This window comes from Bradyrhizobium sp. USDA3010 (assembly GCF_056429065.1).
This window is the reverse complement of the sequence record NZ_JBWJZD010000028.1, coordinates 79110-104795: the sequence shown is the minus strand read 5'-3', so window position 1 is coordinate 104795 and position 25686 is coordinate 79110. Positions and strand designations below refer to the sequence as shown.

Below are 25686 nucleotides of genomic sequence, written 5' to 3'. Positions count from 1 at the left end.
CATGGAAGCGCAATTCCATGGTTGTCCTTCCGCCAAAAATCGGAAACAACGACTTTTGAAAAGCTTAGAAGCGTTCTCAACGGGCTGAGATCAAGATCATGAGTGCTGAAGACCTTCCCCCGCGCGAGTCTATGGAATTCGATGTCGTCATCGTCGGCGCCGGCCCGTCGGGCCTGTCGGCCGCGATCCGGCTGAAGCAGCTCAATCCCGAGCTCTCGATCGTCGTGGTGGAGAAGGGCTCCGAGGTCGGCGCGCACATCCTGTCGGGTGCGGTGATCGATCCGGTGTCGCTCGACAAACTGATCCCGGACTGGCGCGAGGACGCCGACTGTCCGTTGAAGACGCAGGTCAAGGAAGACCGCTTCTACTGGACGACGTCGCAGGGCTGGTTCCGCATTCCGAACTTCATCATGCCGCCGTTGATGCACAATCATCACAACTATATCGGCTCGCTCGGCAATGTCTGCCGCTGGCTGGCGCCGAAGGCGGAAGCGCTCGGCGTCGAGATCTATCCGGGCTTTGCCGCCACTGAGGTGCTTTATGACGACAAGGGCGCGGTGCGCGGCATCGCGACCGGCGACATGGGCATCGCCAAGGACGGCAGCCACAAGGATTCCTACACCCGCGGCATGGAGCTGCTCGGCAAGTACACGCTGTTCGCCGAGGGCGCGCGCGGCTCACTGTCGAAGCAGCTGATCGCGAAGTTCAAGCTCGACGCCAACTCCGAGCCGCCGAAATTCGGCATCGGGCTGAAGGAGGTCTGGCAGATCGATCCGGCCAAGCACCGCAAGGGACGGGTTCAGCATACGCTGGGATGGCCGCTGAACGACAAGACCGGCGGCGGCTCGTTCCTCTATCATTACGACGACAACCGCGTCGCGGTCGGCTTCGTCGTGCATCTGAACTACAACGACCCGTATCTGTCGCCGTTCGACGAATTCCAGCGCATGAAGACGCATCCTGATATCCGCGAGCTGTTCGAAGGCGGCAAGCGGCTCGCCTATGGTGCGCGCGCCATCACCGAGGGCGGCTACCAGTCGGTGCCGCGGCTCTCTTTCCCCGGTGGCGCGCTGATCGGCTGCGCGGCCGGCTTCGTCAACGTGCCGCGAATCAAGGGCGTCCACAATGCGATGGGCTCCGGCATGCTCGCCGCCGAGCATGTCGCGGCCGCGCTCGGCGCCGGACGCGCCAATGACGAGCTCGTCGAGTACGAGAATGCCTGGCGCTCGTCCGCGATCGGCAAGGACCTGTTCAAGGTCCGCAACGCCAAGCCGTTGCTGTCGAAGTTCGGCAACCTGCTCGGAATGGCGCTCTCCGGCTTCGACATGTGGTGCAACACGCTCGGCTTCTCGCTGTTCGGCACCCAGTCGCACGCCAAGCCGGATAGCAAGACGCTCGATCCGTCCAAGCAGCACCAGCCGATCGCCTATCCGAAGCCGGACGGCAAGATCTCCTTCGACAAGCTGTCGTCGGTGTTCCTGTCCAACACCAACCATGAGGAGGACCAGCCGGTCCATCTCAAGGTCGCCGACATGAACCTGCAGAAGACGTCGGAGCACGACGTGTTCGCCGGCCCGTCGAACCGCTATTGCCCGGCCGGTGTCTATGAGTGGGTCGAGGAATCGGCAGGCCCGCGCTTCCAGATCAACGCCCAGAACTGCGTCCACTGCAAAACCTGCGACGTGAAGGATCCCAACGGCAACATCACCTGGGTTCCTCCGGAGGGCGGCGGCGGTCCGAACTACGAGGCGATGTAAGGCCAAGGGGCGAGGCTGACGCGGCCGACCACATTTGCGTGAGCCAGATTGCGTCTGCGCCGCAACCTGCGCTTGGTCTCTCCCCTTGTGGGAGAGGCCGGATTGCATCGACGGAGGCAATCCCGGTGAGGAGTACCGGTCCATCGAGGGATTTCGACCGACGGATAGACTTGAATCCCTCACCCGGAATTCAAGCTTCCGCTTGAATTCCGACCTCTCCCACAAGGGGAGAGGTGGAACTGGCCGTGTGGCGAGCCCCCGAGGCGCTTTTTGCTTCCGCACGCGAATATGCCGGGGCCGGTCACGATACCGCCATAGTGGGAGGGTCTTGCGGTGGGGCTGGCTGGATCGGCGGCCTAACGGCCTAATCTGCCAATTGATTCGGCATGGGTTACCTTTGGGCGATCCTTGCGGATAAACGTCAAAAGCGGCATTGTCGCTCGCCGTGATGCCGCCGCTTGGGTTCGCATTTTGAGACTGATCGCAAGACCTTGTCGCGAAGATCTTGGCCGTAAATCCTTCGTGGCCTTAAACCCCTGGAGCAAGGCGAACGTGATGCTGTCCACCCGTTTCAACCGCCTGACGATTGCCGTTCTTGCTGCTGCGGCGCTTGCCGTGCCTGCGCAGCTTGCGGCGCAGACGCCCGACCATCCGACCGACAATGCCGCGCAATTCCCGAGCAAGACCGACCTGAAGTCGCTGACCACCGCCGGCAGCTATCTGGCCGCCCGCCACGCCAGTGTCGAGCGCGATGCGGCCTCGGCTGCGGCGTTCTACCGCTCGGCGCTGCGCACCGATCCGAAGAATTCCGAGCTGCTCGACCGCGCCTTCATCTCCTCGCTCGCCGATGGCGACATCGAGGAGGCGGTGAAGCTCGCCGACCGCATCCTGACCCAGGACAAGGCCAATCGCGTCGCCCGCCTCGTCGTCGGCGTGCGCGATCTCAAGCTGAAGAAATACGCCGCCGCGCAGTCCAACATCAACCAGTCGGTCCGCGGCCCGATCACCGATCTGGTGGCCACGCTGCTGTCGGCCTGGGCGGCCTATGGCGCCGGCGACAGCAAGGGCGCGGTGGCCTCGATCGACAAGCTGACCGGCCCCGAATGGTATCCGATCTTCAAGGATCTGCACGCCGGCATGATCTACGAGCTGTCCGGCAAGGAGAAGGATGCCGGCGCCCGCTTCGAGAAGGTCTACAAGCTCGACGATTCGATGCTGCGCACGGTCGACGAATATGCGCGCTGGACCTCGCGCAACAAGGATGCCGCCGCCGCGACCGCGATGTACGAGGCGTTCGACAAGAAGCTGCCGCGTCATCCGCTGGTGCTGGAGGGCATCAAGGAAACCAAGGCCGGCAAGAAGCTGCCGCCGCTGATCGATTCACCGCAGGCCGGCGCCGCCGAGGCGCTGTACGGCATCGGTGCGACGCTGACCCGCCGCGGCGGCGAGGACCTTGCGCTGGTCTATCTGCAGCTCGCGCTCTATCTGCAGCCGAACCATCCGCTGGCGCTGCTGTCGCTCGCCGATCTCTATGAATCGGTGAAGAAGCCGCAGATGGCGATCAAGGTCTATGAGCGGATGCCGGCGTCCTCGCCGCTGAAGCGCAACGCGCAGATCCAGCTCGCGACCAATCTCGACGCCGCCGACCGCAGCGACGAGGCGATCAAGATCCTGAAGGAAGTCACCACGGATCAGCCGAAGGACATCGAGGCGATCCTGGCGCTCGGCAACATCGAGCGCGGCCGCAAGAAGTTCGCCGACTGCGCCACCACCTATTCGCAGGCGATCGACGCGCTGCCGGCCGCCGGCGGCGACAAGAACGCCTGGGTCACCTATTACTACCGCGGCATCTGCGAGGAGCGCTCCAAGCAGTGGAACAAGGCCGAGGCCGACATGCGCAAGGCGCTCGAGCTGCAGCCCGAGCAGCCGCATGTGCTGAACTATCTCGGCTATTCCTGGATCGACCAGGGCATCAACCTCGACGAAGGCATGAAGATGATCAAGCGTGCCGTCGATCAGCGCCCTGACGACGGCTACATCGTCGATTCGCTCGGCTGGGCCTATTACCGGATCGGCAATTACGACGAGGCGGTGAAGAACCTCGAGCGCGCGATCGACCTGAAGCCGGAAGATCCGACCATCAACGACCATCTCGGCGACGCCTACTGGCGCGTCGGCCGCACGCTGGAAGCCAAGTTCCAGTGGGCGCATGCCCGCGACCTCAAGCCCGAGCCGGAAGAGCTGCCGAAGATCCAGGCCAAGATCGACAACGGCCTGCCGGACGACACCTCGAACGCCGCCTCCGCCGACAAGAAGAAGGACGACGACGGCAAGGGCGGCTAGGGCCTGCGGGGAGCGGCAAACTCGGTGTCGTCCCTGCCTAGTGCGCAATTGCGCACTAGGCAGGGGACGACGGCGGCGGATGCGGCGCCTGGGCCGGGATACCCTCCGGAATTTCCGTGCAAACAAAGGGATAGGATCGTGAGGCGATTTACGCTAATCGCAGCGTAATGTTTGTTTTTAGGGGTTTATCGCCGTGCCGGCGCTGATTGAAGAAGGGCGTGCCAAGGTCAACCTGACGCTCAGGGTTGTCGGGCGGCGCGTCGATGGGTTTCACGACCTGGAGAGCGTCGTCGCGTTTGCCGATTGCGCCGATCGTCTCACGCTCGAGCCGGGGCCTGAACTGTCGCTCTCGATGCTGGGGCCGCTGGCCGATGCCTGTGGCGATACATCTGATAATCTGGTGCTCAAGGCCGCGCGCCTGCTCGGCGAGCGCGTCGCGGACCTCGAGGTCGGCCACTTCACGCTGGAGAAGGTGTTGCCCGTTGCGGCCGGCATCGGCGGCGGCTCGGCGGATGCCGCGGCCGCGCTGCGGCTGCTGGCGCGGCTCAACGAGCTCTCGCTCGACGATAGCAGGATCATGGAGGTCGCGCTGCAGACCGGCGCCGACGTGCCGGTGTGCGTCGCCTCGCGCGCCTGCGACATGACCGGCGTCGGCGAGGGCCTGCTGCCGCTCGACCTGCCGAAAATGCCATGCGTGCTGGTCAATCCGCGCGTGCCGGTTGCGACCAAGGATGTCTTCAATGCGCTTGGCCTGCGCCATGGCGAACTGTTGATCGGCGCCACCGATGTCGTGATGCAGGGGCCGTCCTGGCCGGACGCCGGCCGCGCGGTCGACGACTGGATCGCGGCGCTTTCGCGCGGCACCAACGATCTCGAAGCCCCCGCCGCGCGCATCGAGCCCGTCATCAGCGACGTCTTGTCCGCGCTGCGCGAGACCAGGGGCGTTCGCCTGGTGCGCATGTCGGGCTCCGGCGCGACCTGCTTTGCGGTGTTCGGAAGCGATGCCGATGCCCGGGTCGCCGGCGAACGGCTCCGCACCGATTATCCCGGCTGGTGGGTGCATGCGGGCGCGCTGAGCTGACGCGCTCGCAATTACTTCGTAGGGTGGGTTAGCCGTAGGCGTAACCCACCGACCGGTCTTTCATCGATCGATCCGTTCATTTTGGCTGACAATGGTGGGTTACGCTTCGCTAACCCACCCTACGCACCGTGTTCCGGGCGGGTGCGACAAACTGCCCCGACGGGCAACTCAGCAAAAACCTGTCAATCCTCGCGCGCGAAGATATTTCGCTTTATCAGAAGTATAACTCAGTGGCTGTCTCACCCGATCGAGGGGCGCTGCGCATCGTCACGGGTGTTGCGGTGAGATGCGGTGGACGCTGATCGCGCAGTCGACGAATGCGCGTGAAGCGGACGGTGAAGTCGTGTGGTTCTGACGCCCTAGCGGCCGGTGTCTCCTCGCAAGATGCAAAAGCGTGTTGCGGAGGCGGTGACAAACAAGGCCAGTCTCGCCGGGAGAGCACGAAGTAAGCCATAACCCATCGCGCAGGGAAAGCCGGATTGCTCCGGTTATACCTGTGGTCCTACCCCGAGCTTTCTACCTTTTGCTCGGGGCCCATGGGTGCGATCGGCACCCGGCTTTCCCTGCGAGAGCGAGGGCGGAACGACGAGCAAAGCTCGGGCGGATCACGTCGCGAGAATGCGGATGTATGACTCGACAGTCGAGCCACACATTCAGTGTCGTCCCGGGCTTGACCCGGGACCCATAAGCACAAATGGAAGTTGTTGCGCGACGTTGGGGCCACAGCCCCCTCCAACAACACAACCCTGTGGTTATGGGTCCCGGCCTTCGCCGGGACGACGATTGTGGATGTAGGCCGTGCCACACAATCATCGTCGTCCTGGCGAAAGCCAGGACCCATTACCCCAAATGAGAATAGTTGTGCGATGCTGACGCAACGATCCCATTCATTACCAAGCGCGGTGGTTATGGCTCCTGGCTTTCGCCAGGACGACGTTGTGGGCGTAGCATGGTGCTGCCCACCACCTCAACGCCGGGCAGCGTTGCGCCCCTGATTGCTTGGCAAGCCAAACCCCGTTTGCCATAACAGGATGAAACAACAACGTTGCGCGTGCGGGACCGTTCGGAATCCGCCTGCAGCCAATAAGCCGGGAGGATGCCATGGCCAATATCCGCGTACTCGCCACCGACCTCGAGTTTCCCGAAGGTCCGGTCGTGATGCCCGACGGTTCGGTCGTGTTGGTCGAAATCCGCGGCCAGCGGCTGACCCGGGTCTATCCCGACGGGCGCAAGGAGATCGTGGCCAAGGTGCCGGGCGGCCCGAACGGCGCGGCGCTCGGCCCGGACGGCAAGATGTACGTCTGCAACAATGGCGGCTTCTCCTGGATCCCGACCCGCAACATGATCATGCCGGGGCCGCAGCCGGAGGATTATCTCGGCGGTTCGATCCAGCGCGTCGATCTGCAATCCGGCAAGGTCGAGACCGTGGTGACGAAGTGCGGCGAGCATGAGTTGCGCGGGCCGAACGATCTGGTGTTCGACAGACAGGGCGGCCTGTGGTTCTCCGATCTCGGCAAGCGCCGCGCCCGCGAGATGGATGTCGGCGCATTCTATTATCTGAAGCCCGGCATGAACGAGATCGTCGAGGCCGTGCACGGCATCCTGCCCGCCAACGGCATTGGTCTCTCGCCGGACGAGAAGACCGTCTACATCGCGGAGACGCCGACGGCGCGGCTGTGGGCCTATGAGGTGTCCGAGCCCGGCACCATCAAGCCGCGCGACGTGATCTATCGCGGCGAGCGCGGCAAGCCGATCGCGGGCCTCGGCGGCTATCAGATGTTCGATTCGCTCGCCGTCGAAGCATCGGGCAATGTCTGCGTCGCGACGCTGATCTCGGGCTGCATCTCGGTGATCGCGCCTGACGGCACGGTGGTCGAGCGGGTGTCGACCGGCGACCGTGTCACCACCAACGTCGCCTTCGGCGGACCCGACCTGAAGACCGCCTACATCACGCTGTCGGGCAAGGGCGAGCTGATCGCGATGGACTGGTCGCGGCCGGGATTGCCGCTGAATTTTCTGAATAAATGATGCGCTCGCCGTCATTGCGAGGAGCAAAGCGACGAAGCAATCCATCCCGCCACATGTGCGGATAGATGGATTGCTTCGCTTCGCTCGCAATGACGATTAGAGTGAGACCCGCTTCTACGTAGAGGATATTCGAATGCCCTGGCTTGAACCGGTCACCCTTCGCGGCGCGCATGCGCGGCTCGAACCGCTGTCCCATGATCATCGCGACGGTCTCGTCGACGCAGTGAAGGACGGCGGTCTCCCTCAACTCTGGTACACCTCGATCCCGCAGCCGGAGAACATGGCCAAGGAGATCGACCGAAGGCTCGGCCTGCAGGCGGCCGGATCAATGCTGCCGTTCACCGTGTTCGATGCCGACGGCCGGATCTCGGGCATGACGACCTACATGAACGTCGACACGCCGAACCGCCGCGTCGAGATCGGCTCGACCTGGTACGCCAAGCGTGTGCAGCGCAGCGCGGTCAATACGCAGTGCAAACTGCTGCTGCTCCAGCACGCCTTCGAGAAGCTCGATTGCATCGCGGTCGAGTTCCGCACGCACTTCTTCAATCACCAGAGCCGGCGCGGCATCGAGCGTTTGGGTGCCAAGCAGGACGGCATCCTGCGCAGCCATCAGATCGCGCCCAACGGCACGTTGCGCGACACCGTGGTTTACAGCATCATCGCCAGCGAATGGCCGACGGTGAAGGCGCATCTCAACTATCAACTCAACGAAAAGCCGCGCTGACACGTTGGTCGGCGCCAGAAACGAGACGATGGAAACGTTCGACTATGTGATCATCGGCGCAGGCTCCGCCGGGAGCGTGCTGACCAACCGGTTGAGTGAAGATGCGGGCACGCGGGTGTGCGTGCTCGAGGCGGGGCCGAGCGACTGGCATCCTTACATCCATCTGCCGGCCGGCTTCATCAAGACCTTCCACATGAAGAGCGTGAATTGGGCCTACCAGCAGGAGCCCGGTCCGTATACGGGTGGCCGCAGCATCTATGCGCCGCGCGGCAAGACACTAGGCGGCTCGTCCTCGATCAACGGCCACATCTACAACCGCGGCCAGCGCCAGGATTTCGACACCTGGGCGCAGCTCGGCAATCGCGGCTGGGGTTATCCCGACGTGCTGCCGTACTTCCGGCGCATGGAGAGAAGGATCGGCGACGGTGACGACACCTATCGCGGCCGCGACGGCAACCTCACCGTCACCACGATGGACTGGCAGGACCCGCTCTGCGAGGCCTTCATGGCGGGCGCGGTCAGCCTCGGCATTCCGCGCAATCCTGACTACAACGGCCAGATCCAGGAGGGCGTGTCGTACTGCCAACGCACCATCCTGAACGGCCTTCGGGTCAGCGCCGCGACCGCGTTCCTGCATCCGGCGCGAAAGCGCCCGAATGTCGACGTGCGCACGCACGCCCATGTCACCGGCATCATCTTCGAGGGCAAGCGCGCGGTCGGCGTGCGCTACAACCGCGGCGGCAAGCACGGCGATCCGCTCGAGATCCGCGCCACCAAGGAGGTCATCCTCTCCGGCGGCGCCTACAACTCGCCGCAGCTGTTGCAGCTCTCCGGCGTGGGGTCGCCCGACCTCCTGAAGTCGCATGGCATCGAGGTGCGCCACGCGCTGCCCGGTGTCGGCGAAGGCCTGCAGGATCACTACGCGCCGCGCTCGGTGGCCCGGGTCAAGAACATCCGGACCATCAACGAGCTGCGCCGCGGCCTCAGCCTGTGGGGCGAGGCGATCAAATGGGCGACGACGCGGCGCGGGCTGCTGTCGCTGTCACCGACCATGGTCTACTGCTTCTGGCATTCCGGCGAGACCACCGAGAGCTCCGATTTGCAGCTCACCTTCACGCCGGCGAGCTACAAGGAAGGCGTGCAGGGCCAGCTTGAGGACGAGCCCGGCATGACGGTGGCGTCATGGCAGCAGCGGCCGGAGAGCCGCGGCTATGTCCGGATCCGCTCCGCCGATCCGTTCGCGCCGCCGATCATCCAGACCAACTATCTCGCCGAGGAGATCGACCGCCGCGTCGTCGTCGCCGGCATGAAGCTGGCGCGCCGGCTGCTCGCCTCCGAGCCGCTCAAGCCGTATTTCGCCTATGAGGATTTTCCGGGTCCGAAGGTCACGAGCGACGACGAACTGCTCGCGGCCGCGACCCAGCGCGGCACCACCACCTTCCATCCCGGCTGCACCTGTCGGATGGGCCCGGCCGACGCGCCCTGGGCCGTGGTGGATGACCAGCTTCGGGTCCATGGCATGGAGGGCCTGCGCGTGATCGACGCCTCGATCATGCCGCGGATGATCTCGGCCAATCTCAACGCCTCGACCTTGATGATCGCCGACAAGGCCTCCGACATGATCCGCGGCAAGACGCCAGAGGTGGCCGCGAAACTGCCGGAGTATGCGTGAGGGAAAGCTGTGCGCGCCGATGCTTCTTGATCAGCGCGCTGTGTCTAACACCGTCATGCTGAGGAGGCCGCGAAGCGGCCGTCTCGAAGCACGACGGCCCGACTGGGGCCGTGCATCCTTCGAGACGCGCTACGCGCTCCTCAGGATGACGGGACTGCTATCAGGAGCTCAGCCGTAGACGAACGCCTTGTCCTCGAGGTCGATCGCCGGGAATTCATCCTTCTCGGCCCAGTAGTCCTGGTTGTGCTGCCACTCCGGCTTGTCGCCGCGCTTCGGCAGCAGGTGCATGCCGCGCATCATGTAGCCGGGGTTGAAGTTCTCCGGATCGATCCACGGCAGCAGCGGCATGTTGTGGTCTTCGGGGCGCAGCGCCGGCGTCACCTTGTTCGCGCCGGTCGCCTTCATGTGCTTGAGCATGCGGCAGACGAAGTCGGCGACCAGGTCGACGCGCAAGGTCCAGCTGGCGCGGAAATAGCCGAACACCCAGACGAGGTTCGGCACGCCGGTGAACATCATGCCGCGATAGGTCACGGTGTCCTTGAAGTCGAGCGGCTTGCCGTCGATTGCGAAGTCGATGCCGCCATTCGCGGACAGGTGGAAGCCGGTCGCGGTGATGATGATGTCGGCCTCGAGCTCCTTGCCGGACTTGAGCAGGATGCCGGTCTCGGTGAAGCGGTCGATCTCGTCGGTGACGACCGAGGCCTTGCCGCCCTTGATGGCGTGGAACAGGTCGGCATCCGGAATGAAGGCGATGCGCTGCCGCCACGGCCGGTAGCGCGGCGTGAAGTGGGTGGCGATGTCGTAGTCCTTGCCGAGGACGGCCTCGACCGCCGCCAAAAGGTCCTTCTTGGCGCCCTCGGGCTCGGCGAAGGTCCGCCTGGTGAAGGCGTCCTGCTCGAACAGGATCTTGCGGCGGGTGATCTCGTGGATCCAGGCCTCGTCGACCTGAAGCCTGCGCAGCTCCTCGGCGATCTCGATCGCGTTGCGGCCGGTGCGGAAATAGGTCGGCGAACGCTGCAGCATGGTGACATGGCCGGCGTCCTTGGCCATCGCCGGGATCAGGGTCGCGGCCGTTGCGCCGGAACCGATCACGACCACGCGCTTGCCCTTGTAGTCGAGGTCGTCGGGCCAGGTCTGCGGATGCACCACCGTGCCCTTGAACTTCGCCATGTCGGTCCATTCGGGCGTGTAGCCCGCGTCATGGCGGTAGTAGCCCTGGCACATCCAGAAGAAGTTGGTGGTGAACCGCAACCGCTCGCCGGTGTCGATGCGCGTGGCATCGATGGTCCAGAGATTGGTCTCGTTCGACCAGTTCGCCGCGGTGATGGTGTGGCGATAGCGGATGTGGCGGGCGAGGTCGTTCTCCTCGATCACCTCGCCCATGTATTTCAGGATCTCGGCGGCGCTGGCGATCGGGGCGCTGGTCCACGGCTTGAAGCGGTAGCCGAACGTATGCAGGTCGCTGTCGGAGCGGATGCCCGGATAGCGGTGGGTGGACCAGGTGCCGCCGAAAGTCTTCTGCGTCTCCAGCACCACGAAGCTGGTGCCCGGGCATTGCGTGGTGAGGTGGTAGGCGGCGCCGACGCCGGAGATGCCGGCGCCCGCGATCAGGACGTCGAAATGCTCGGTCGTGACGGGCTCGGCGGCGCGGATTTGGGTCTGGACGTTCATCTTCCCTGGTCTTCTTCTTGGTTGGAGCGGTCCAGCAAAACGCCGGAGCGAATGCCCCGGCGCTTGCGTGTACTAGACTTCGCGGCGGCTGAGGAACGCCAGCCGCTCGAACAGGTGTACGTCCTGCTCGTTCTTGAGCAGCGCGCCATGCAGCGGCGGGATCAGCTTGCGCGGATCGCGCTCCCTGAGCATCTCGGGCGTGATGTCCTCGTTCAGCAGCAGCTTGAGCCAGTCGAGCAGCTCCGAGGTCGAGGGCTTCTTCTTCAGACCCGGCACCTCGCGGACCTCGAAGAAGATGCGCAGCGCTTCTTCCACCAGCCGCTTCTTGATGCCGGGGAAGTGCACGTCGACGATCTTGTCCATGGTGTCGGCGTCGGGGAACTTGATGTAGTGGAAGAAGCAGCGGCGCAGGAACGCGTCCGGCAGTTCCTTCTCGTTGTTCGACGTGATCATCACGATCGGGCGCAGCTTCGCCTTGATGGTCTCGCCGGTCTCGTAGACGTGAAACTCCATGCGGTCGAGTTCGAGCAGCAGGTCGTTGGGGAATTCGATGTCGGCCTTGTCGATCTCGTCGATCAGGAGCACCGGGCGCTTCTCATGGGTGAAGGCCTCCCACAGCTTGCCGCGCTTGATGTAGTTCTTGATGTCGGACACGCGCGCGTCGCCGAGCTGGCTGTCGCGCAGCCGCGACACCGCGTCGTATTCGTAAAGGCCCTGCTGCGCCTTGGTGGTCGATTTGATGTGCCAGGTCAAAAGCGGCGCGTCGATCGCCTTGGCGACTTCCTCGGCCAGCACGGTCTTGCCGGTGCCGGGCTCGCCCTTCACCAGCAGCGGGCGCTCGAGCACGATGGCGGCATTGACGGCGACCTTGAGGTCATCGGTGGCGACGTAGTCCTTGGTACCCGTGAATTTCATCGATCTGTTTGCCTTGCTTCGTTCGTCGGCCGCATGGGTCTCACCTTGGGCCTCAACATGAAACGACCGCTCTCGCAGCGGCCGTCGGAAATGCAAATTGTTCGATCAGGCCCGCCTGATCAGCGACAGGATCACCAGCACGACGACCGCACCGATCGTCGCGTTGACGATGTCGCGGACCGCGCTGCCGCCGAGGCTGATGCCGAGTTGCGGCAGCAGCCAGCTCGCCACCAGCGCGCCGATGATGCCGACAACGATGTTGCCGATCAGTCCGAAGCCCGCGCCGCGCACGATCAGCCCCGCGAGCCAGCCGGCAATCGCACCGATCACCAGTGCCGCAATGATGCCCATTCAAACGTCCTGCCCAATGTCTTGTCAGGCGCAATTGTAATTGAAAAAGCCGGGCGGTCTAGGGCGGATTCCGCAGCGCAGCGGTACCCTGAACGGCGCGGCATGCATGGAATGTCGACCGTCATGTTTCCGCCGCGCGGAATGACCGCCGCACGGATACGGGGCGGGGCTTCGTTGGGTGGACCCCGCAAGACCCGGCGCCAGGGGCCATATCAAGGCGGATCGCCGGTCTCGGCATGGCTCGGCCCCTTGACGCCACCGGTCCAGCGGGCGATCTAGGTGAGTATGTTCCTGCAGTTCTTCACATCGCTGCGCGACGCCCAGGTCCCCGTGACGCTACGGGAATATCTGACCTTGATGGAAGCGCTTGACGCCGATCTCGCCGAACAGACCGTCGAGAACTTCTACTATTTGTCGCGCGCCGCCCTGGTGAAGGACGAGCGCAATCTCGACAAGTTCGACCGCGTGTTCGGCACCGTGTTCAAGGGGCTCGAGAGCCTGCTCGACGCCATGGGCAAGGCGGAGATCCCCGAGGAGTGGCTGAAGAAGCTCGCCGAGAAATATCTCACCGAGGAAGAGAAGAAGCAGATCGAGGCCATGGGCTGGGACAAGCTCATGGAGACCTTGAAGAAGCGGCTCGAGGAACAGAAGGGCCGTCACCAGGGCGGCAGCAAATGGATCGGCACCGCCGGCACCTCGCCGTTCGGCGCCCACGGCTATAATCCCGAGGGCGTGCGGATCGGGCAGGAGAAGAACCGCAACAACCGCGCCGTGAAGGTGTGGGACAAGCGCGAGTTCAAGGATCTCGACGGCAATGTCGAGCTCGGCATCCGCAACATCAAGGTCGCGCTGCGGCGGCTGCGCAAGTTCGCGCGCACCGGCGCGCCCGACGAGCTCGATCTCGACACCACGATCAAGGAGACCGCCAACCACGGCTATCTCGACGTGCACATGCGGCCCGAGCGGCGCAACGCGGTCAAGGTGCTGGTGTTCTTCGACATCGGCGGCTCGATGGATTCGCATATCGAGCAGGTCGAGGAATTGTTCTCGGCCGCCAAGAGCGAATTCAAGCACATGGAATATTTCTACTTCCACAACTGCCTCTATGAAGGCGTCTGGAAGCAGAACAAGCGGCGCTTCACCGATCGCACGCCGACCTGGGACGTGCTGCACAAGTACCCGCACGACTACAAGGTGGTGTTCGTCGGCGACGCCTCGATGTCGCCTTACGAGATCATGGTGCCAGGCGGCTCGGTCGAGCATGTCAACGAGGAGGCCGGCTCGGTCTGGCTCGACCGCATCACGCGCACCTATCCGCATGCGGTGTGGCTCAATCCGGTGGCGCAGAAGCACTGGGACTATTCGGAATCGACCACCATCATCCGCCGCCTGTTCTCCGAGCGCATGTATCCGATCACGATCGAAGGTCTGGAGAACGCGATGCGGGAGCTGGTGCGGTAAACGCGCAAGGCGTCGCGCGCCGACGGGCGTGCCAACAACATCCAGGGAGAGCCCCATGCCCCAGAACATCCACCGCGGCATCAAGGTGATGATCGACGAAGCCAATGCCGAGATCGAGACCATCAGCGCGGCCGATGCGATCACGCTGATCGGCAAGAACGACGTCGTGATCGTCGACATCCGCGATCCCCGCGAGATCGAGCGCGATGGCAAGATCCCCGGCGCATTCTCCTGCACCCGCGGCATGCTCGAATTCTGGATCGATCCGAACAGCCCCTACGCCAAGCCGATCTTCCAGGAAGACAAGAAGTTCATCTTCCACTGCGCCGGCGGCATGCGCTCGGCGCTCGCGGCCAAGACCGCGAAGGACATGGGCCTGAAGCCGGTCGCCCATATGGGCGGCGGCTTCGCCGCCTGGCGCGAGGCCGGCGGTCCGATCGAGGCGTGGGAGCCGAAGAAGAAGGGCTAGGCCAGGATGTCACACGCGGGCTTGACCCGCGTGTCCATCGTTTCGAAGCAAGACGGATTGCCGGATCAAGTCCGGCAATGACGATGGAGAGACAGGTAAGATGACGACCACCAACGATCCGCTCGTTTCGACCGAATGGCTGGCTGCGCATCTCGGCGACGCCAACGTCAAGGTGCTTGACGCGACCTTCAAGCTGCCCGGCGTGCTGCCGCTGCCGAAGGACGACTACCTCGCCGCGCATCTGCCCGGCGCCGTGTTCTTCGACGTCGATGCGGTGTCCGATCATTCCAATCCGCTGCCGCACATGTTTCCGAGCGCCGAGCAGTTCGGCCGCGACATCGGCGGGCTCGGAATCAGCAATGCCGACACCGTCGTGATCTATGACGCCGGCGGCTGGGTCGCCGCGCCGCGCGCCTGGTGGATGTTCCTGTCCTATGGCCATCGCAACGTGCGCATCCTCAACGGCGGTCTGAAGAAGTGGCGCGCCGAGGGCAGGGCGGTCGAGAGCGGCGAGGTGAAGCCGAAGCCTGCGACCTTCAAGGCAAACTACGATCCGAAGCGCGTGCGCAGCATCGAGCAGATGATCGCCAATGTCGAAAGCCGTGCCGAGCAGGTGATCGATGCGCGCGCCGCCGAACGCTTCGAGGGCCGTGCGCCGGAGCCGCGGCCGGGCATCCGCGCGGGCCACATCCCGGGCGCCCGCAACGTGCCCTACAACCAACTGTTCGATGCCGCGACCGGCGAGATGAAGCCGCTCGACGATCTGCGCAAATCGTTCAGCGGTGCCGGCGTGAAGCTCGATGCGCCGATCGTGACGAGCTGCGGCTCGGGCGTCTCGGCCGGCGTGCTGACGCTCGCGCTCTACCGGCTCGGCGTCACCGACACCGCGCTCTATGACGGCTCATGGTCGGAATGGGGACAGGCGAGCGGCCCGCCGATCGCGACGGGGCCAGCTTGATAAATAGCTTCTAACGCCGGGTGAGCGGCACCAGGGTCGGGTTGCCGAACGGATCGAGCTGCTGCTGAACGGCCTGCCGCACCGGCGGCGCGCGGACGACCCGCCGGCGCTCCTTGCGATGCGCCGGTTTGCTGGTCGCGTTGCGCTCCGGCTTCTTCGCCTTGGTGGCCTTCGGCGCTGCCGGCGCTTCGATGACAACTTCGGGCCCGCCCAGCGTTGCGATCCTGCTCGCGGCCGCGATGGCCTCGGGTGACGGTGGCGGTGCGGGCTCCGGCGCAGTCATCGCGGGGGCCGGTGCAGCGAGCGCGGGTTCGCCGGGTGCGGCAGGCGGATCGGCCACGGCCGCGACCTTGGCCTCGGCTGGCGCCGGTGCCGCTTCCGTGGAAGCCGGTGCGGGCTGCGGTGCGGGCGACGGATCCGCGGCTGGAGGCTGCGGAGCGACCTCGGCGGATTGCACCGGTGCGGGAGTTTCGACCGTCTGGGCTTCCAGCTTCGGCGGTGCCGGCGGTGCGTCATCCGCCGTCACCGCGGCGAGCTTCGCCGGCTCGGCTGGAGGAGAGGCTTCGGCAGGAGCAGCCGGCTCGGAGGCGGCAACTGGCTCTGAGGGTGTCGCGGGGACCGGGCTGTCGGCCGCCGCCTTGTCCGCGGCTGATGACTCGACCCGCACCATGGCGAGCACCGGCGGGGCCTCGGGCTGCTGCGCGAATTGCGGCTCGGGCGGGGCCCGGCGGGCCGGAATGCTGGCGAATTCCTCATGCGCCGCGCGAAACAGCGCGGCTGCTCCTAACCCGAACACCAGAAGCGACGTCGCCAGCACGATCGCGGCGAACAGGAATCGAAGGCCGGGGAGCATGGGCGCGGGTTCCCCCTTCTGCGGGAGGGTCTTTGATGTCGAGGGAACGCGGTGACCTCACAAGAAAGCCAGCGTCGCGAGCGCGAATCAGGCCGATTCGAAGATATCGCAACCCTCGAAGACTGTTTGTTACAAAATGCGGGCGGTTGATGACTTTGGGCAGATGGACAAACATTCCCGACCCATGAGACATCTTTGCCGCAGCGTTGACGGCACATCACAAAAGCCCGAAATGGCCCGGATTTCGCTGATTTGTCTTGAATGCGCCGCTATCTTCCTGCATTGGGCCGTTAACAGTCCGGTGTGGCTTGGGGACTATAATAGAGCAATGATGATCAACCGCATTCTGACGATTTGCGCTGCCGCGGCTCTCGGCGTGGCGGGAACCTCGCTTGCGCGTGCGCAGCAAGGCTATCCGGCTCCCCAGGGCCCGGCCTATTCGGCCGCGCCGCAGCCCTACTCGCAGGGCAGCATGCCGGATTTCGACTCGCTCGACGATGAAGACGCGCCGCGCAATTCGGCCGCGCTGCCGCCGCCCGGTCCGGTGATGTCGCCGGATGACCCGCGCTATGGCCGCCCGATGAATGCGCCGGTCTATTCCGATCGTGGTGCGCCGACCGGTCCCGTGATGTCGCCCGACGATCCGCGCTACGGCCGCCCGATGAATTCCCAGCCGGTTTACTCCGACCGCGGTGCGCCGATCGGTCCGGTGATGTCGCCCGATGATCCGCGTTATGGTCGGCCGATGGGGCCGCCGCCGGTGATCTATGGCGATCGTCCGGGCGCGCAGCAGGCCAATCGCGATAACGGCGTTCCGGCCGCCGGCGTGTCCTATGGCGACGACCGCGGCGGCCTGCGTCCGCCCGAGGGCGTTACCGGAGCGGTGCCGCAGCAGCAGGCGCCGGTCGATGCCAATGGCAAGCCGGTGCAGATCGCGGCGCTGCCGCCGGACGAGCAGCCGGAAGACGGCCCGGCGCAACTGGCCCCGAATCTGCGCCGCCAGGAAGTGGCGTTCGCGACCAAGGAGCCGGCAGGCACCATCGTCGTCGATACGGCGAACACCTACCTCTATTACATTCTCGGCAATGGCCGTGCGATCCGTTACGGCGTCCGCGTCGGCCGCGACGGCTTCACCTGGACCGGCGTGCAGAAGATCACTCGCAAGGCCGAGTGGCCGGATTGGCATCCGCCGACCGAGATGATCGAGCGTCAGCCCTATCTGCCGCGCTTCATGGCAGGCGGCCCCGGCAACCCGCTCGGCGCCCGCGCGATGTATCTTGGCTCGACCGTGTACCGCATTCACGGCACCAACCAGCCGTCGACCATCGGCAAGTTCGTCTCGTCGGGCTGCATCGGTATGCTGAACGAGGACGTCTCGGACCTGTTCGAACGCGCCAAGGTCGGCACCCGCGTGGTCGTGCTGCCCGGCGGCGCAGCCCCGGGCACGACGACGGCTTCCGCCGCGCCGCCGCCCAATCCGATGGCCCCCGCGCCGACGCAGGCCCAGGCCGCGCCGCCGCCCGGCACGCAGCCGACCTCGGTCCAGCCGCTGCCCGCGCCGGTCACGGTGCGCTAGGCCAACCGGCAATTCTTCAAGAAAAAGGCGCGCGAACAGCGCGCCTTTTTTGTTTGCCGATCGATGTCCGATCTCAGGCCAGCCGCCGCGGCGGCTCGCCGCCTTTGGTGAAGGCGTCGATGCACGCGACCATCTGCTGATAATGCGTCTGCAAGCTTTCGCGGGTCGCATAGCCGAGGTGCGGCGTGATCACGACATTGTCGAGCTTGCGGAGCGGGTGATCCGACGGCAGCGGCTCGACCGAGAACACGTCGATGCCGGCGCCGGCGATCTTCCTCTCGCGCAGTGCCGCAAGGAGGGCAGCTTCGTCGATGATCGGCCCGCGCGCGGTGTTGACGAGATAGGCGGATGGTTTCATGCGGGCGAGATCGGCGGCGCCGACCAGTCCGCGCGAGCGCGGGCTCAGCACGACATGGATGGTGATGATGTCTGATGTCGCGAACAGCTCGTCCTTGCTGGCGTAGCCGACGCCGGCCTCCTTGCATTTCTCCGGCGTCAGGTTGGGGCTCCAGGCGATCACGTTCATGCCGAACGCTTTGGCCATGCCGGCGACCTTGCTGCCGAGCTTGCCGAGGCCGATGACACCGAGCCTCTTGCCCTCGATCTCGGTGCCGGCAAAGCTCTGCCACGGCTCGCCGGCGTGCATCCGCGCATTCTCGCGGCCGATGCCGCGCGTCAATTCCAGGATCAGGCCCATGGTCAGGGGCGCGGTGGGATCGCGGCTATATTGGGTGCCGCACAGCACCACCTTGCGCTCCTTGGCGGCTTCCATGTCGATCGCGGCGTTGCGCATGCCTGACGTGATCAGCAGCTTCAGCTTGGGCAACGCGTCGAGCAGGCTGCGCGGGAACGCCGTGCGCTCGCGCATCGCGCAGATGATCTCGAAATCTTTCAGCTTGGCCGCTGCTTCCGCCTCGCTCGCGAACGGCTTGTCGAACACGGTGACCTCGACGCGGTCCCTGATCGCCGGCCAGTCGGCCAGCGACAGCGCGATGTCGAAATAGTCGTCGAGGATTGCACAGCGGAGCCGCGTCATCGGAAAGGTCCATTCAGGGTGAGGGCGACGGCGGACAATCAACCGTCGGGAAGCCCCGGATGGTTGCGCGCAATCGGCAGGCGTGCAAGCGGCCGCGGTTTCAAAAAGCGGCGATTGCCGGACGGCTCAGGATGGCTTGCGCGCCTTCGCGGTGCGGATATCGGCGAGCATCGATCGGACGGCCGGCGACAGCGCCATCTGCTTGGCGCGGCAGGCCGGACCCGGGCCACGCATATAGTGCAATTCCGGCCGGTAGGGATTGAAAGCCTTGGCAACGAAAGCTCGCCAGAAGGCGCTGAATTCGGCGAACAGCGTCGCCTCGCGTTTGGTCGTGGAGCGCGAAAGAGGTGCTGAAATGATGGTAGCCATGACGTGGCCTCAACTGTTTGTCGCGGTTCTGCCGCGAAAATCGCCGTTTTCGGCGTTGAGAACGAGTTTTGGCCTGATTTATTAAAAGATAGTTTCAATTGTCGTGATTCGGCGCGCACATGGCGTCGACCCCGTAATCACCCGTGGCGAATGGACGGAACGTGGTGAACGGATGGAAAACGACCGCCCCGCGGTTGCGCTTTCGGGGGCCGGCCGTTACATCGGCGGCAGCAAAAATTTCCACAAATCGGATCAATTCCAGGGACAGCGGATGGCTCGCCAGTTCATCTATTTCATGCAGGGTCTGACCAAGGCGTATCCGACCCGGAAGGTGCTCGATAACATCCATTTGAGCTTCTATCCGGACGCCAAGATCGGCGTGCTCGGCGTCAACGGCTCGGGCAAGTCGACGCTGCTCAGGATCATGGCCGGCCTCGACAAGGAGTATAACGGCGAGGCCTGGGTCGCCGAGGGCGCCCGCGTCGGCTATCTCGAGCAGGAACCGCACCTCGATCCCGCGCTCAACGTGCGTGAGAACGTCATGCTCGGCGTCGCCAAGCAGAAGGCGATCCTCGACCGCTACAACGAGCTTGCCGTCAACTATTCGGACGAGACCGCCGACGAGATGACCAAGCTGCAGGACGAGATCGAGGCGCAGGGCCTGTGGGATCTCGACAGCAAGGTCGACCAGGCGATGGACGCGCTGCGCTGCCCGCCCGACGATGCCGATGTCACAAAACTGTCGGGCGGTGAACGCCGCCGCGTCGCGCTGTGCCGCTTGCTGCTCGACCAGCCGGAATTGCTGCTGCTGGACGAACCGACCAACCATCTCGACGCCGAGTCGGTGTCATGGCTGGAAGGCCATCTGCGCAACTATCCCGGCGCGATCCTGATCGTGACCCACGATCGCTACTTCCTCGACAACGTCACCGGCTGGATCCTCGAGCTCGACCGCGGCCGCGGCATTCCCTACGAGGGCAACTACTCGTCCTGGCTGGTGCAGAAGCAGAAGCGGCTCGAGCAGGAGGGGCGCGAAGACGCCGCGCACCAGAAGACGCTGGCCCGCGAGCAGGAATGGGTGGCGTCCTCGCCGAAGGCGCGCCAGGCCAAGTCGAAGGCGCGCTACCAGCGCTATGAGGATCTGCTCAAGAAGGCGAGCGAGAAGCAGACCCAGACCGCGCAGATCATCATTCCGGTCGCCGAGCGGCTCGGCGCCAACGTCGTCGACTTCGAGGGCCTCAGCAAGGGCTTCGGCGATCGGCTTTTGATCGACGATCTCACCTTCAAGCTGCCGCCCGGCGGCATCGTCGGCGTGATCGGCGCGAACGGCGCCGGCAAGACCACGCTGTTCAAGATGATCACCAAGCAGGAGACGCCCGACAAGGGCACCATCACGGTCGGCGAGACCGTGCATCTCGGCTATGTCGACCAGTCGCGCGACGCGCTCGAGGGCAACAAGACCGTATGGGAGGAGATCTCCGGCGGCAACGAGCTGATCCTGCTCGGCAAGAAGGAAGTCAATTCGCGCGGCTATTGCTCGGCGTTCAACTTCAAGGGCGCCGACCAGCAGAAGAAGGTCGGCGCGCTGTCGGGCGGTGAACGCAACCGCGTGCATCTCGCCAAGATGCTGAAGTCGGGCGCCAACGTGCTGCTGCTCGACGAACCGACCAACGACCTCGACGTCGACACGCTGCGCGCGCTGGAAGAGGCGCTGGAGGATTTTGCCGGTTGCGCCGTCATCATCAGCCATGATCGCTGGTTCCTCGACCGCATCGCGACCCACATCCTGGCCTTCGAGGGCGACAGCCATGTCGAATGGTTCGAAGGCAACTTCCAGGATTACGAAAAGGACAAGATGCGCCGGCTCGGCCAGGACAGCATCATTCCGCACCGCGTGAAGTACAAGAAGCTGACGCGCTGAATCGGTTCAAGCGGTCGGGCGCGGCTATCGTGCCGCGCTCGACCGTTCCTCGTTTGCAGGATCGTGACGGCATCGCGGCGCAAATCTGCGGCCAGTTGTCGCTTTTCAAGCGCGCGGGATTGCGTAGATAGAGCGCTCCGCAATTCTCAATTCCGCGAGCACTCCAACATGTCCGCACTATCAGACGCGCCCGCCCGCTCGAAGGGCCGGTCGCTGCGTCCCGTTCCCATGCTGATCTTCGGATCGCGTTGGCTGCAATTGCCGCTCTATGTCGGCCTGATCATCGCCCAGGGCGTCTATGTCGTGCTGTTCCTGAAGGAACTGTGGCACCTGTTCGCCCATGCCTTCGATTTCAGCGAGCAGCAGATCATGCTGGCCGTGCTCGGCCTGATCGACGTCGTGATGATCTCGAACCTCCTGGTGATGGTGATCGTCGGCGGCTATGAGACCTTCGTGTCGCGCCTCAATCTGCAGGGACATCCGGACGAGCCGGAATGGCTCAGCCACGTCAATGCCAGCGTGCTGAAGATCAAGCTGGCGATGGCGATCATCGGCATCTCCTCGATCCACTTGCTGCGCACCTTCATCGAGGCCGGCGCGCTGTCGTCCGGCAAGGGCAACTACACCGAGACCGGCGTGATGTGGCAGACCATCATCCACTGCGTCTTCATCCTGTCGGCGATCGGCATCGCCATCGTCGACAAGCTGTCGAACGACTCGATCGAGGGCGCCAAGCAGCAGGTTGGGCATTAGCCGGGACAACGAGTAATGGCTGGCGCGGCGTCATCGCGCGGCGCGCTGGCCAAACAATGCCGGCGCGGATCTGCCGAGCCATTCGGGGATCTGCGCCGCGCCGCGCGGAAATCCGCGGGCCAGGGCAAGGATGAACGCGGTCTGCCAGACGCCGAACAGCACCAGCCAGCCCAGCAAGGTCGGCAGCCTGACGATTGCACCGTAAATGGTTCCGGCCGCGATGGCTGCGATCCAGGTCACCACGACGCTGTCGATCCGCCTGAACGCGGGGTTGATCAGGAGCACGCCGAGAATGGTGATCGCTCCGCCCACCGCACCGCCGATGCCGCCGATCAGATAACCCATCAACGGGTTGTTGCCGAGCGTCTCGGTGATCTGGGCCGGGCTCGCGGCGTTGCCGTCGACCGGGACGGTCTTCGCGTACTGGCCGAGCGCCTGAAGCGTGACGGCGCTGGCATCATAGGCCGCGATCCATGCCGCGGTCGTGATGGCGACCACCAGCGCCAGCTGAAACCGGTCCTTGGCGCCGAACACGACATTGCAGGCGGCGATCGCCGCGCCGAAGATCACCCCTGGCAGGATCGTGATCCCGCCCGCGTCTGAGACGACGAACGAATATTCCAGGACGTTGAGCGCATAGGTCGCGACCAGGCTGCACAAGACGGCGGACGCAAGCGCCAGCACGAGGAAAGGCAAATTCGGTCGGCCGCGCGACTGCGCGCGCTCTGCAGCCAGCATGCGGTCCACCGCGGCGCGCGTCTCGGCCGCGGCACTGCCCTGCGGCTCCAGGATCGTGACCGCCTTGAGATAGGCCGGGACCTGGTCGAGCGGGGTCGGCGCCATCATCACCGGCAGCACGCGATTGCTCGGGTTCGGCCATTTGGCTCGGGCAAAGGCGAGTTCGCTCAAGGTGTAGCGTCCCTTGGTCACCGATTCCGGGCTGATCAGGAACACCATAAAATCGCTGCTTTCGATGGCTTTTTCGACGCGCGCATCGAAGCTGTCGCCCGGCGGGAGATCGTCGTGCGAAAAGAAGACGTCATGGTCGCAATTGCGCAGGGACTGAGCGATGTTGTCAGCCTGCGATTCCAATTCGGAGGGAAATGACAAAAATATGCGCATGGCAAAACTTACCACCCAGAATTGAATTCTGACATTGCCGAATCCACGTTGCAATGCCTGTTTCCGCTAGTGTGCTGAATGCGAAGTTCGTGCGATTTCGCGGCAGCCGCTTTCACGACCTTCGCATTCATAAAGCACACTAGAATCATAAGTTTGCTAGTGTGCTTATCGAATCCGAAGTTCGCTCCGAAGGTGCGGCGAATGATACGAACTTCGGATTCGGGACACGAGGTGAGATCGATCATGAAATGGCCAGCCACCATCGTCGCATGCTGGGTGCTGCTGTGTGTGCCGCTGCAGCGGCCCGCATCCGCCGCCGACGCCGCGTTCACCCAGTTCATCGCCTCGCTGTGGCCGGAGGCCAAGGCGGCCGGCGTGTCGCGCGAAACCTTCGATCGCGAGACGCGCTCCCTCGAGCCCGACTACAAGCTGCCCGACCTGATCCTGCCCGGACGTCCCAAGACCGGCGCGCCGGCGCAGGCCGAGTTCGTGCAGGTGCCGGCCGATTACATCAAGGAGGCCTCGATCGCGCGGCTCGCCGCGGAGGGGCAGCGGCTGCTGCAGAAGTATCGTCCGTCGCTCGACGCGATCGAGAAGCGGTTCGGCGTGCCGGCCACCATCGTGCTGGCGATCTGGGGCCGCGAGACCGACTACGGCCGCTATTCGCTGCCCTACGACACGTTGCGCGTGGTGGCGACGCAGGCCTATGTCGGCCGCCGCAAGGATCAGTACCGCACCGAGTTCATCCTGGCGCTGAAGATCCTCAGTGAGGGCGCCGTGACGCGCAAGGAGCTGCGCTCATCCTGGGCCGGGGCGACCGGATACACCCAGTTCCTGCCGTCGGAGTATTACAAGCACGGCGTCGATCTCGACGGCGACGGCAAGGTGGACATCTGGCACTCGGTGCCGGACGCGCTCGCCTCCGCCGCGCAACAACTCGTCAACAAGGGCTGGCAGCCGGGCGTGCGCTGGGCCTACGAGGTCACAGCACCCGCCAATGCCGATTGCACGATCGGCGTGCCCGAAGTGACAAAACCGATCAGCCAGTGGCTGCGGGCAGGCTTCGTGCCGGTGCGCGGGCTGAAGCTTGGCGCCACCGAGCAGGCGCAATCGGCCTCGCTGCTGCAGCCCGAAGGCATCTACGGTCCTGCCTTCCTGACCACGCCGAACTACTTCGTGATCAAGGAGTACAATTTCTCCGACCTCTATGTGCTGTTCGTCGGCCATCTCGCCGACCGCATGACGAGCCCGCAGCCGTTCGCGACGCCATGGTCGGCATCGAAGCAGCTGCGCTCGGCCGACGTCGAGGCGATGCAGCAGCAGCTGACGAAGATCGGGCTCTACAAGGACAAGCTCGACGGCAAGGCCGGGATGCAGACCCGCGCCGCGCTCGGCGCCTATCAGAAGCAGGCCGGGCTGAAGGTCGATTGCTGGCCGAGCGAGGCGGTGCTGCGCGCGATGAATGGGCAGCGCTGACCTCCAAGCCTGCTTGGTGGCGGAAAACAAAAACCCGGCCGCAAGGCCGGGTTTTCGAGTGTGATGCTGATAGCGTCGGTCGATCAGTCGCAAACCTGGATGCGACGGAAGCGCCAGCCGTAGCCGTCCCAGAAGCGCTCACGAACCCAGCGGCACGGAGCTTCTTCGACGTAGGTCGGGGCCGGTGCAACATAGACCGGAGCCGGACGGGCGCCAGCAATCGCGCCGCCGAGCAGGGCGCCGCCGATCAGGCCGCCGGCAACGCCGGCTGCGACGGCGCCGCCGTCACCAGCCTTGGCAGCCGGAGCAACCGCCAGCGAACCGGCAATCGTGGTAACGGCGACAAGGGCAGCTAAAGTCTTCTTCATGTCTTTGGCTCTCCTGGAAGATGGTGGCGTCGTGGTTCGGCGCCGGGTTTTAGGTGACTCACACGCTGATCTCGAACTGCTGTCTTGCTAAACAGCGCAGAACAGTCAACCGAAAGTAAACGTCCGCAGGCTCATCGCGCAGAAAAGCGGTTTTTTCTGGCCTTCTACAGCAGACGTCCCGGACAAACAGTCGGTTTTCCGGGACATCTGGTTCGAATTAATCGAGATGAACGGCGATCAATCGCAAACGCGCACGCGGCGAACGCGCCAGGTGTAGCCGTCCCAGAACCGCTGGCGCTGCCAGAAGCAATCGGGACCGTAACCGGGCTCGGCGACATAGGCCGGACCGGGCGCGTAGTAGCCATAGCCGGGACCGTAGTAGCCGTTCTGCGAAGCGATCGCGCCGCCGACGATGGCGCCACCGATCAATCCCGCAGCGACGCCAGCGGCGACACCGCGTTGTGCCTGTGCGGGGGCGGGCACCGCCACAGCCGAAACCGCCAGAGTGGCGGCGGCGCAAAGCGCCAGCAATGTCTTCTTCATGACCTCACCTTTCTCACGGGAGCAGGGACAGCGTGCGTTGGCGATCTGTCTCGCCTCAAGGGGTTCCATATTCCGCTTGAATGATCAATGAACGACGCTGCCGTATTCGCGTCCAAATGCTTGCAGCTTTTGGCATATCTTGCAACGCACAAGCTTGTAGCCGCAGTGAACCGGTGCTTGGAGCGGTGGAAGCCGGGATTTGGCCCGGGAGACCGGCCTGACAGGTTTCCTATTCC

General features: G+C 64.5%; 22 protein-coding genes. 13 read left to right on the top strand and 9 right to left on the bottom strand.

Going from position 1 to position 25686, the window contains the following annotated elements; genetic code table 11:
- The first annotated feature begins 98 nt into the window (after positions 1–98).
- From AC066Y_RS32245 to AC066Y_RS32220, 6 genes are all read left to right on the top strand, one after another.
- On the top strand, positions 99–1757 hold the full coding sequence (locus AC066Y_RS32245) for an electron transfer flavoprotein-ubiquinone oxidoreductase (RefSeq protein WP_478277394.1): 1659 nt from the start codon (positions 99–101) through the stop codon (positions 1755–1757).
- Between the two features lie 555 nt (positions 1758–2312).
- Entirely contained in the window at positions 2313–4100 is a 1788-nt protein-coding gene (locus tag AC066Y_RS32240; RefSeq protein ID WP_478277393.1) for a tetratricopeptide repeat protein, read from the top strand.
- Between the two features lie 193 nt (positions 4101–4293).
- Complete coding sequence (locus tag AC066Y_RS32235; protein WP_478277392.1) at positions 4294–5181, top strand: 4-(cytidine 5'-diphospho)-2-C-methyl-D-erythritol kinase; 888 nt, start codon at positions 4294–4296, stop codon at positions 5179–5181.
- Between the two features lie 1101 nt (positions 5182–6282).
- Entirely contained in the window at positions 6283–7209 is a 927-nt protein-coding gene (locus tag AC066Y_RS32230; protein WP_478277391.1) for an SMP-30/gluconolactonase/LRE family protein, read from the top strand.
- Positions 7210–7342: 133 nt separating this feature from the next.
- Positions 7343–7936 carry a GNAT family N-acetyltransferase gene (locus AC066Y_RS32225; RefSeq protein WP_478277390.1) on the top strand — a complete coding sequence of 198 codons (594 nt, stop codon included), beginning with the start codon at positions 7343–7345 and terminating at the stop codon, positions 7934–7936.
- Between the two features lie 28 nt (positions 7937–7964).
- Positions 7965–9608, top strand: coding sequence for a GMC family oxidoreductase (locus AC066Y_RS32220; RefSeq protein ID WP_478277389.1), 1644 nt, complete (start codon positions 7965–7967; stop codon positions 9606–9608).
- Positions 9609–9776: 168 nt separating this feature from the next.
- Here AC066Y_RS32220 and AC066Y_RS32215 read toward each other — a convergent pair whose 3' ends face one another.
- The 3 genes from AC066Y_RS32215 to AC066Y_RS32205 all read right to left on the bottom strand — a co-directional run bounded on the left by AC066Y_RS32215 (position 9777) and on the right by AC066Y_RS32205 (position 12545).
- A complete protein-coding gene (locus AC066Y_RS32215; RefSeq protein WP_478277388.1) occupies positions 9777–11279 on the bottom strand; it encodes a flavin-containing monooxygenase in 1503 nt (500 codons plus the stop codon).
- 72 nt (positions 11280–11351) lie between these two features.
- Positions 11352–12194 carry an AAA family ATPase gene (locus AC066Y_RS32210; RefSeq protein ID WP_478277387.1) on the bottom strand — a complete coding sequence of 281 codons (843 nt, stop codon included), beginning with the start codon at positions 12192–12194 and terminating at the stop codon, positions 11352–11354.
- A gap of 105 nt (positions 12195–12299) precedes the next feature.
- The gene (locus AC066Y_RS32205; RefSeq protein WP_456758239.1) at positions 12300–12545 is read right to left on the bottom strand and encodes a GlsB/YeaQ/YmgE family stress response membrane protein; all 246 of its coding nucleotides are present in this window, start codon (positions 12543–12545) and stop codon (positions 12300–12302) included.
- A 285-nt stretch (positions 12546–12830) separates the two neighbouring features.
- Here AC066Y_RS32205 and AC066Y_RS32200 point away from each other — a divergent pair, with 285 nt between their 5' ends.
- The 3 genes from AC066Y_RS32200 to sseA all read left to right on the top strand — a co-directional run bounded on the left by AC066Y_RS32200 (position 12831) and on the right by sseA (position 15433).
- Entirely contained in the window at positions 12831–14006 is a 1176-nt protein-coding gene (locus AC066Y_RS32200) for a vWA domain-containing protein (protein ID WP_050632069.1), read from the top strand.
- 55 nt (positions 14007–14061) lie between these two features.
- Positions 14062–14475, top strand: a complete 414-nt coding sequence (locus tag AC066Y_RS32195; protein WP_050406810.1) for a rhodanese-like domain-containing protein — start codon at positions 14062–14064, stop codon at positions 14473–14475.
- A gap of 100 nt (positions 14476–14575) precedes the next feature.
- On the top strand, positions 14576–15433 hold the full coding sequence (sseA, locus tag AC066Y_RS32190; RefSeq protein WP_478277386.1) for a 3-mercaptopyruvate sulfurtransferase: 858 nt from the start codon (positions 14576–14578) through the stop codon (positions 15431–15433).
- A gap of 10 nt (positions 15434–15443) precedes the next feature.
- Here sseA and AC066Y_RS32185 read toward each other — a convergent pair whose 3' ends face one another.
- Positions 15444–16286: a hypothetical protein gene (locus tag AC066Y_RS32185; RefSeq protein ID WP_478277385.1), complete on the bottom strand. Its 843-nt coding sequence runs from the start codon at positions 16284–16286 to the stop codon at positions 15444–15446.
- Between the two features lie 328 nt (positions 16287–16614).
- Here AC066Y_RS32185 and AC066Y_RS32180 point away from each other — a divergent pair, with 328 nt between their 5' ends.
- A complete protein-coding gene (locus AC066Y_RS32180; RefSeq protein WP_478277384.1) occupies positions 16615–17862 on the top strand; it encodes a L,D-transpeptidase in 1248 nt (415 codons plus the stop codon).
- A 73-nt stretch (positions 17863–17935) separates the two neighbouring features.
- Here AC066Y_RS32180 and AC066Y_RS32175 read toward each other — a convergent pair whose 3' ends face one another.
- Entirely contained in the window at positions 17936–18898 is a 963-nt protein-coding gene (locus tag AC066Y_RS32175) for a D-2-hydroxyacid dehydrogenase family protein (RefSeq protein ID WP_478277383.1), read from the bottom strand.
- A gap of 126 nt (positions 18899–19024) precedes the next feature.
- Positions 19025–19267 (bottom strand): hypothetical protein, encoded by a 243-nt coding sequence (locus tag AC066Y_RS32170; protein ID WP_478277382.1) that lies wholly within the window; start codon positions 19265–19267, stop codon positions 19025–19027.
- A 271-nt stretch (positions 19268–19538) separates the two neighbouring features.
- On the opposite strand from AC066Y_RS32170, the gene ettA reads away from it, so the two are divergent.
- Positions 19539–21188 (top strand): energy-dependent translational throttle protein EttA, encoded by a 1650-nt coding sequence (gene ettA / locus AC066Y_RS32165; protein ID WP_478277381.1) that lies wholly within the window; start codon positions 19539–19541, stop codon positions 21186–21188.
- Between the two features lie 168 nt (positions 21189–21356).
- A complete protein-coding gene (locus AC066Y_RS32160) occupies positions 21357–21941 on the top strand; it encodes a TIGR00645 family protein (RefSeq protein ID WP_478277380.1) in 585 nt (194 codons plus the stop codon).
- 30 nt (positions 21942–21971) lie between these two features.
- Here the strand turns inward: AC066Y_RS32160 and AC066Y_RS32155 are convergent, their stop codons facing one another.
- The gene (locus AC066Y_RS32155; RefSeq protein WP_478277379.1) at positions 21972–23063 is read right to left on the bottom strand and encodes a toll/interleukin-1 receptor domain-containing protein; all 1092 of its coding nucleotides are present in this window, start codon (positions 23061–23063) and stop codon (positions 21972–21974) included.
- Positions 23064–23306: 243 nt separating this feature from the next.
- On the opposite strand from AC066Y_RS32155, the gene AC066Y_RS32150 reads away from it, so the two are divergent.
- Positions 23307–24539: a lytic murein transglycosylase gene (locus AC066Y_RS32150; RefSeq protein WP_478277378.1), complete on the top strand. Its 1233-nt coding sequence runs from the start codon at positions 23307–23309 to the stop codon at positions 24537–24539.
- An 83-nt stretch (positions 24540–24622) separates the two neighbouring features.
- On the opposite strand, the gene AC066Y_RS32145 is transcribed toward AC066Y_RS32150, so the two are convergent.
- The gene (locus tag AC066Y_RS32145; RefSeq protein ID WP_029084043.1) at positions 24623–24907 is read right to left on the bottom strand and encodes a hypothetical protein; all 285 of its coding nucleotides are present in this window, start codon (positions 24905–24907) and stop codon (positions 24623–24625) included.
- Positions 24908–25144: 237 nt separating this feature from the next.
- Positions 25145–25450 carry a hypothetical protein gene (locus AC066Y_RS32140; protein ID WP_050422015.1) on the bottom strand — a complete coding sequence of 102 codons (306 nt, stop codon included), beginning with the start codon at positions 25448–25450 and terminating at the stop codon, positions 25145–25147.
- Between the last annotated feature and the right edge of the window lie 236 nt (positions 25451–25686).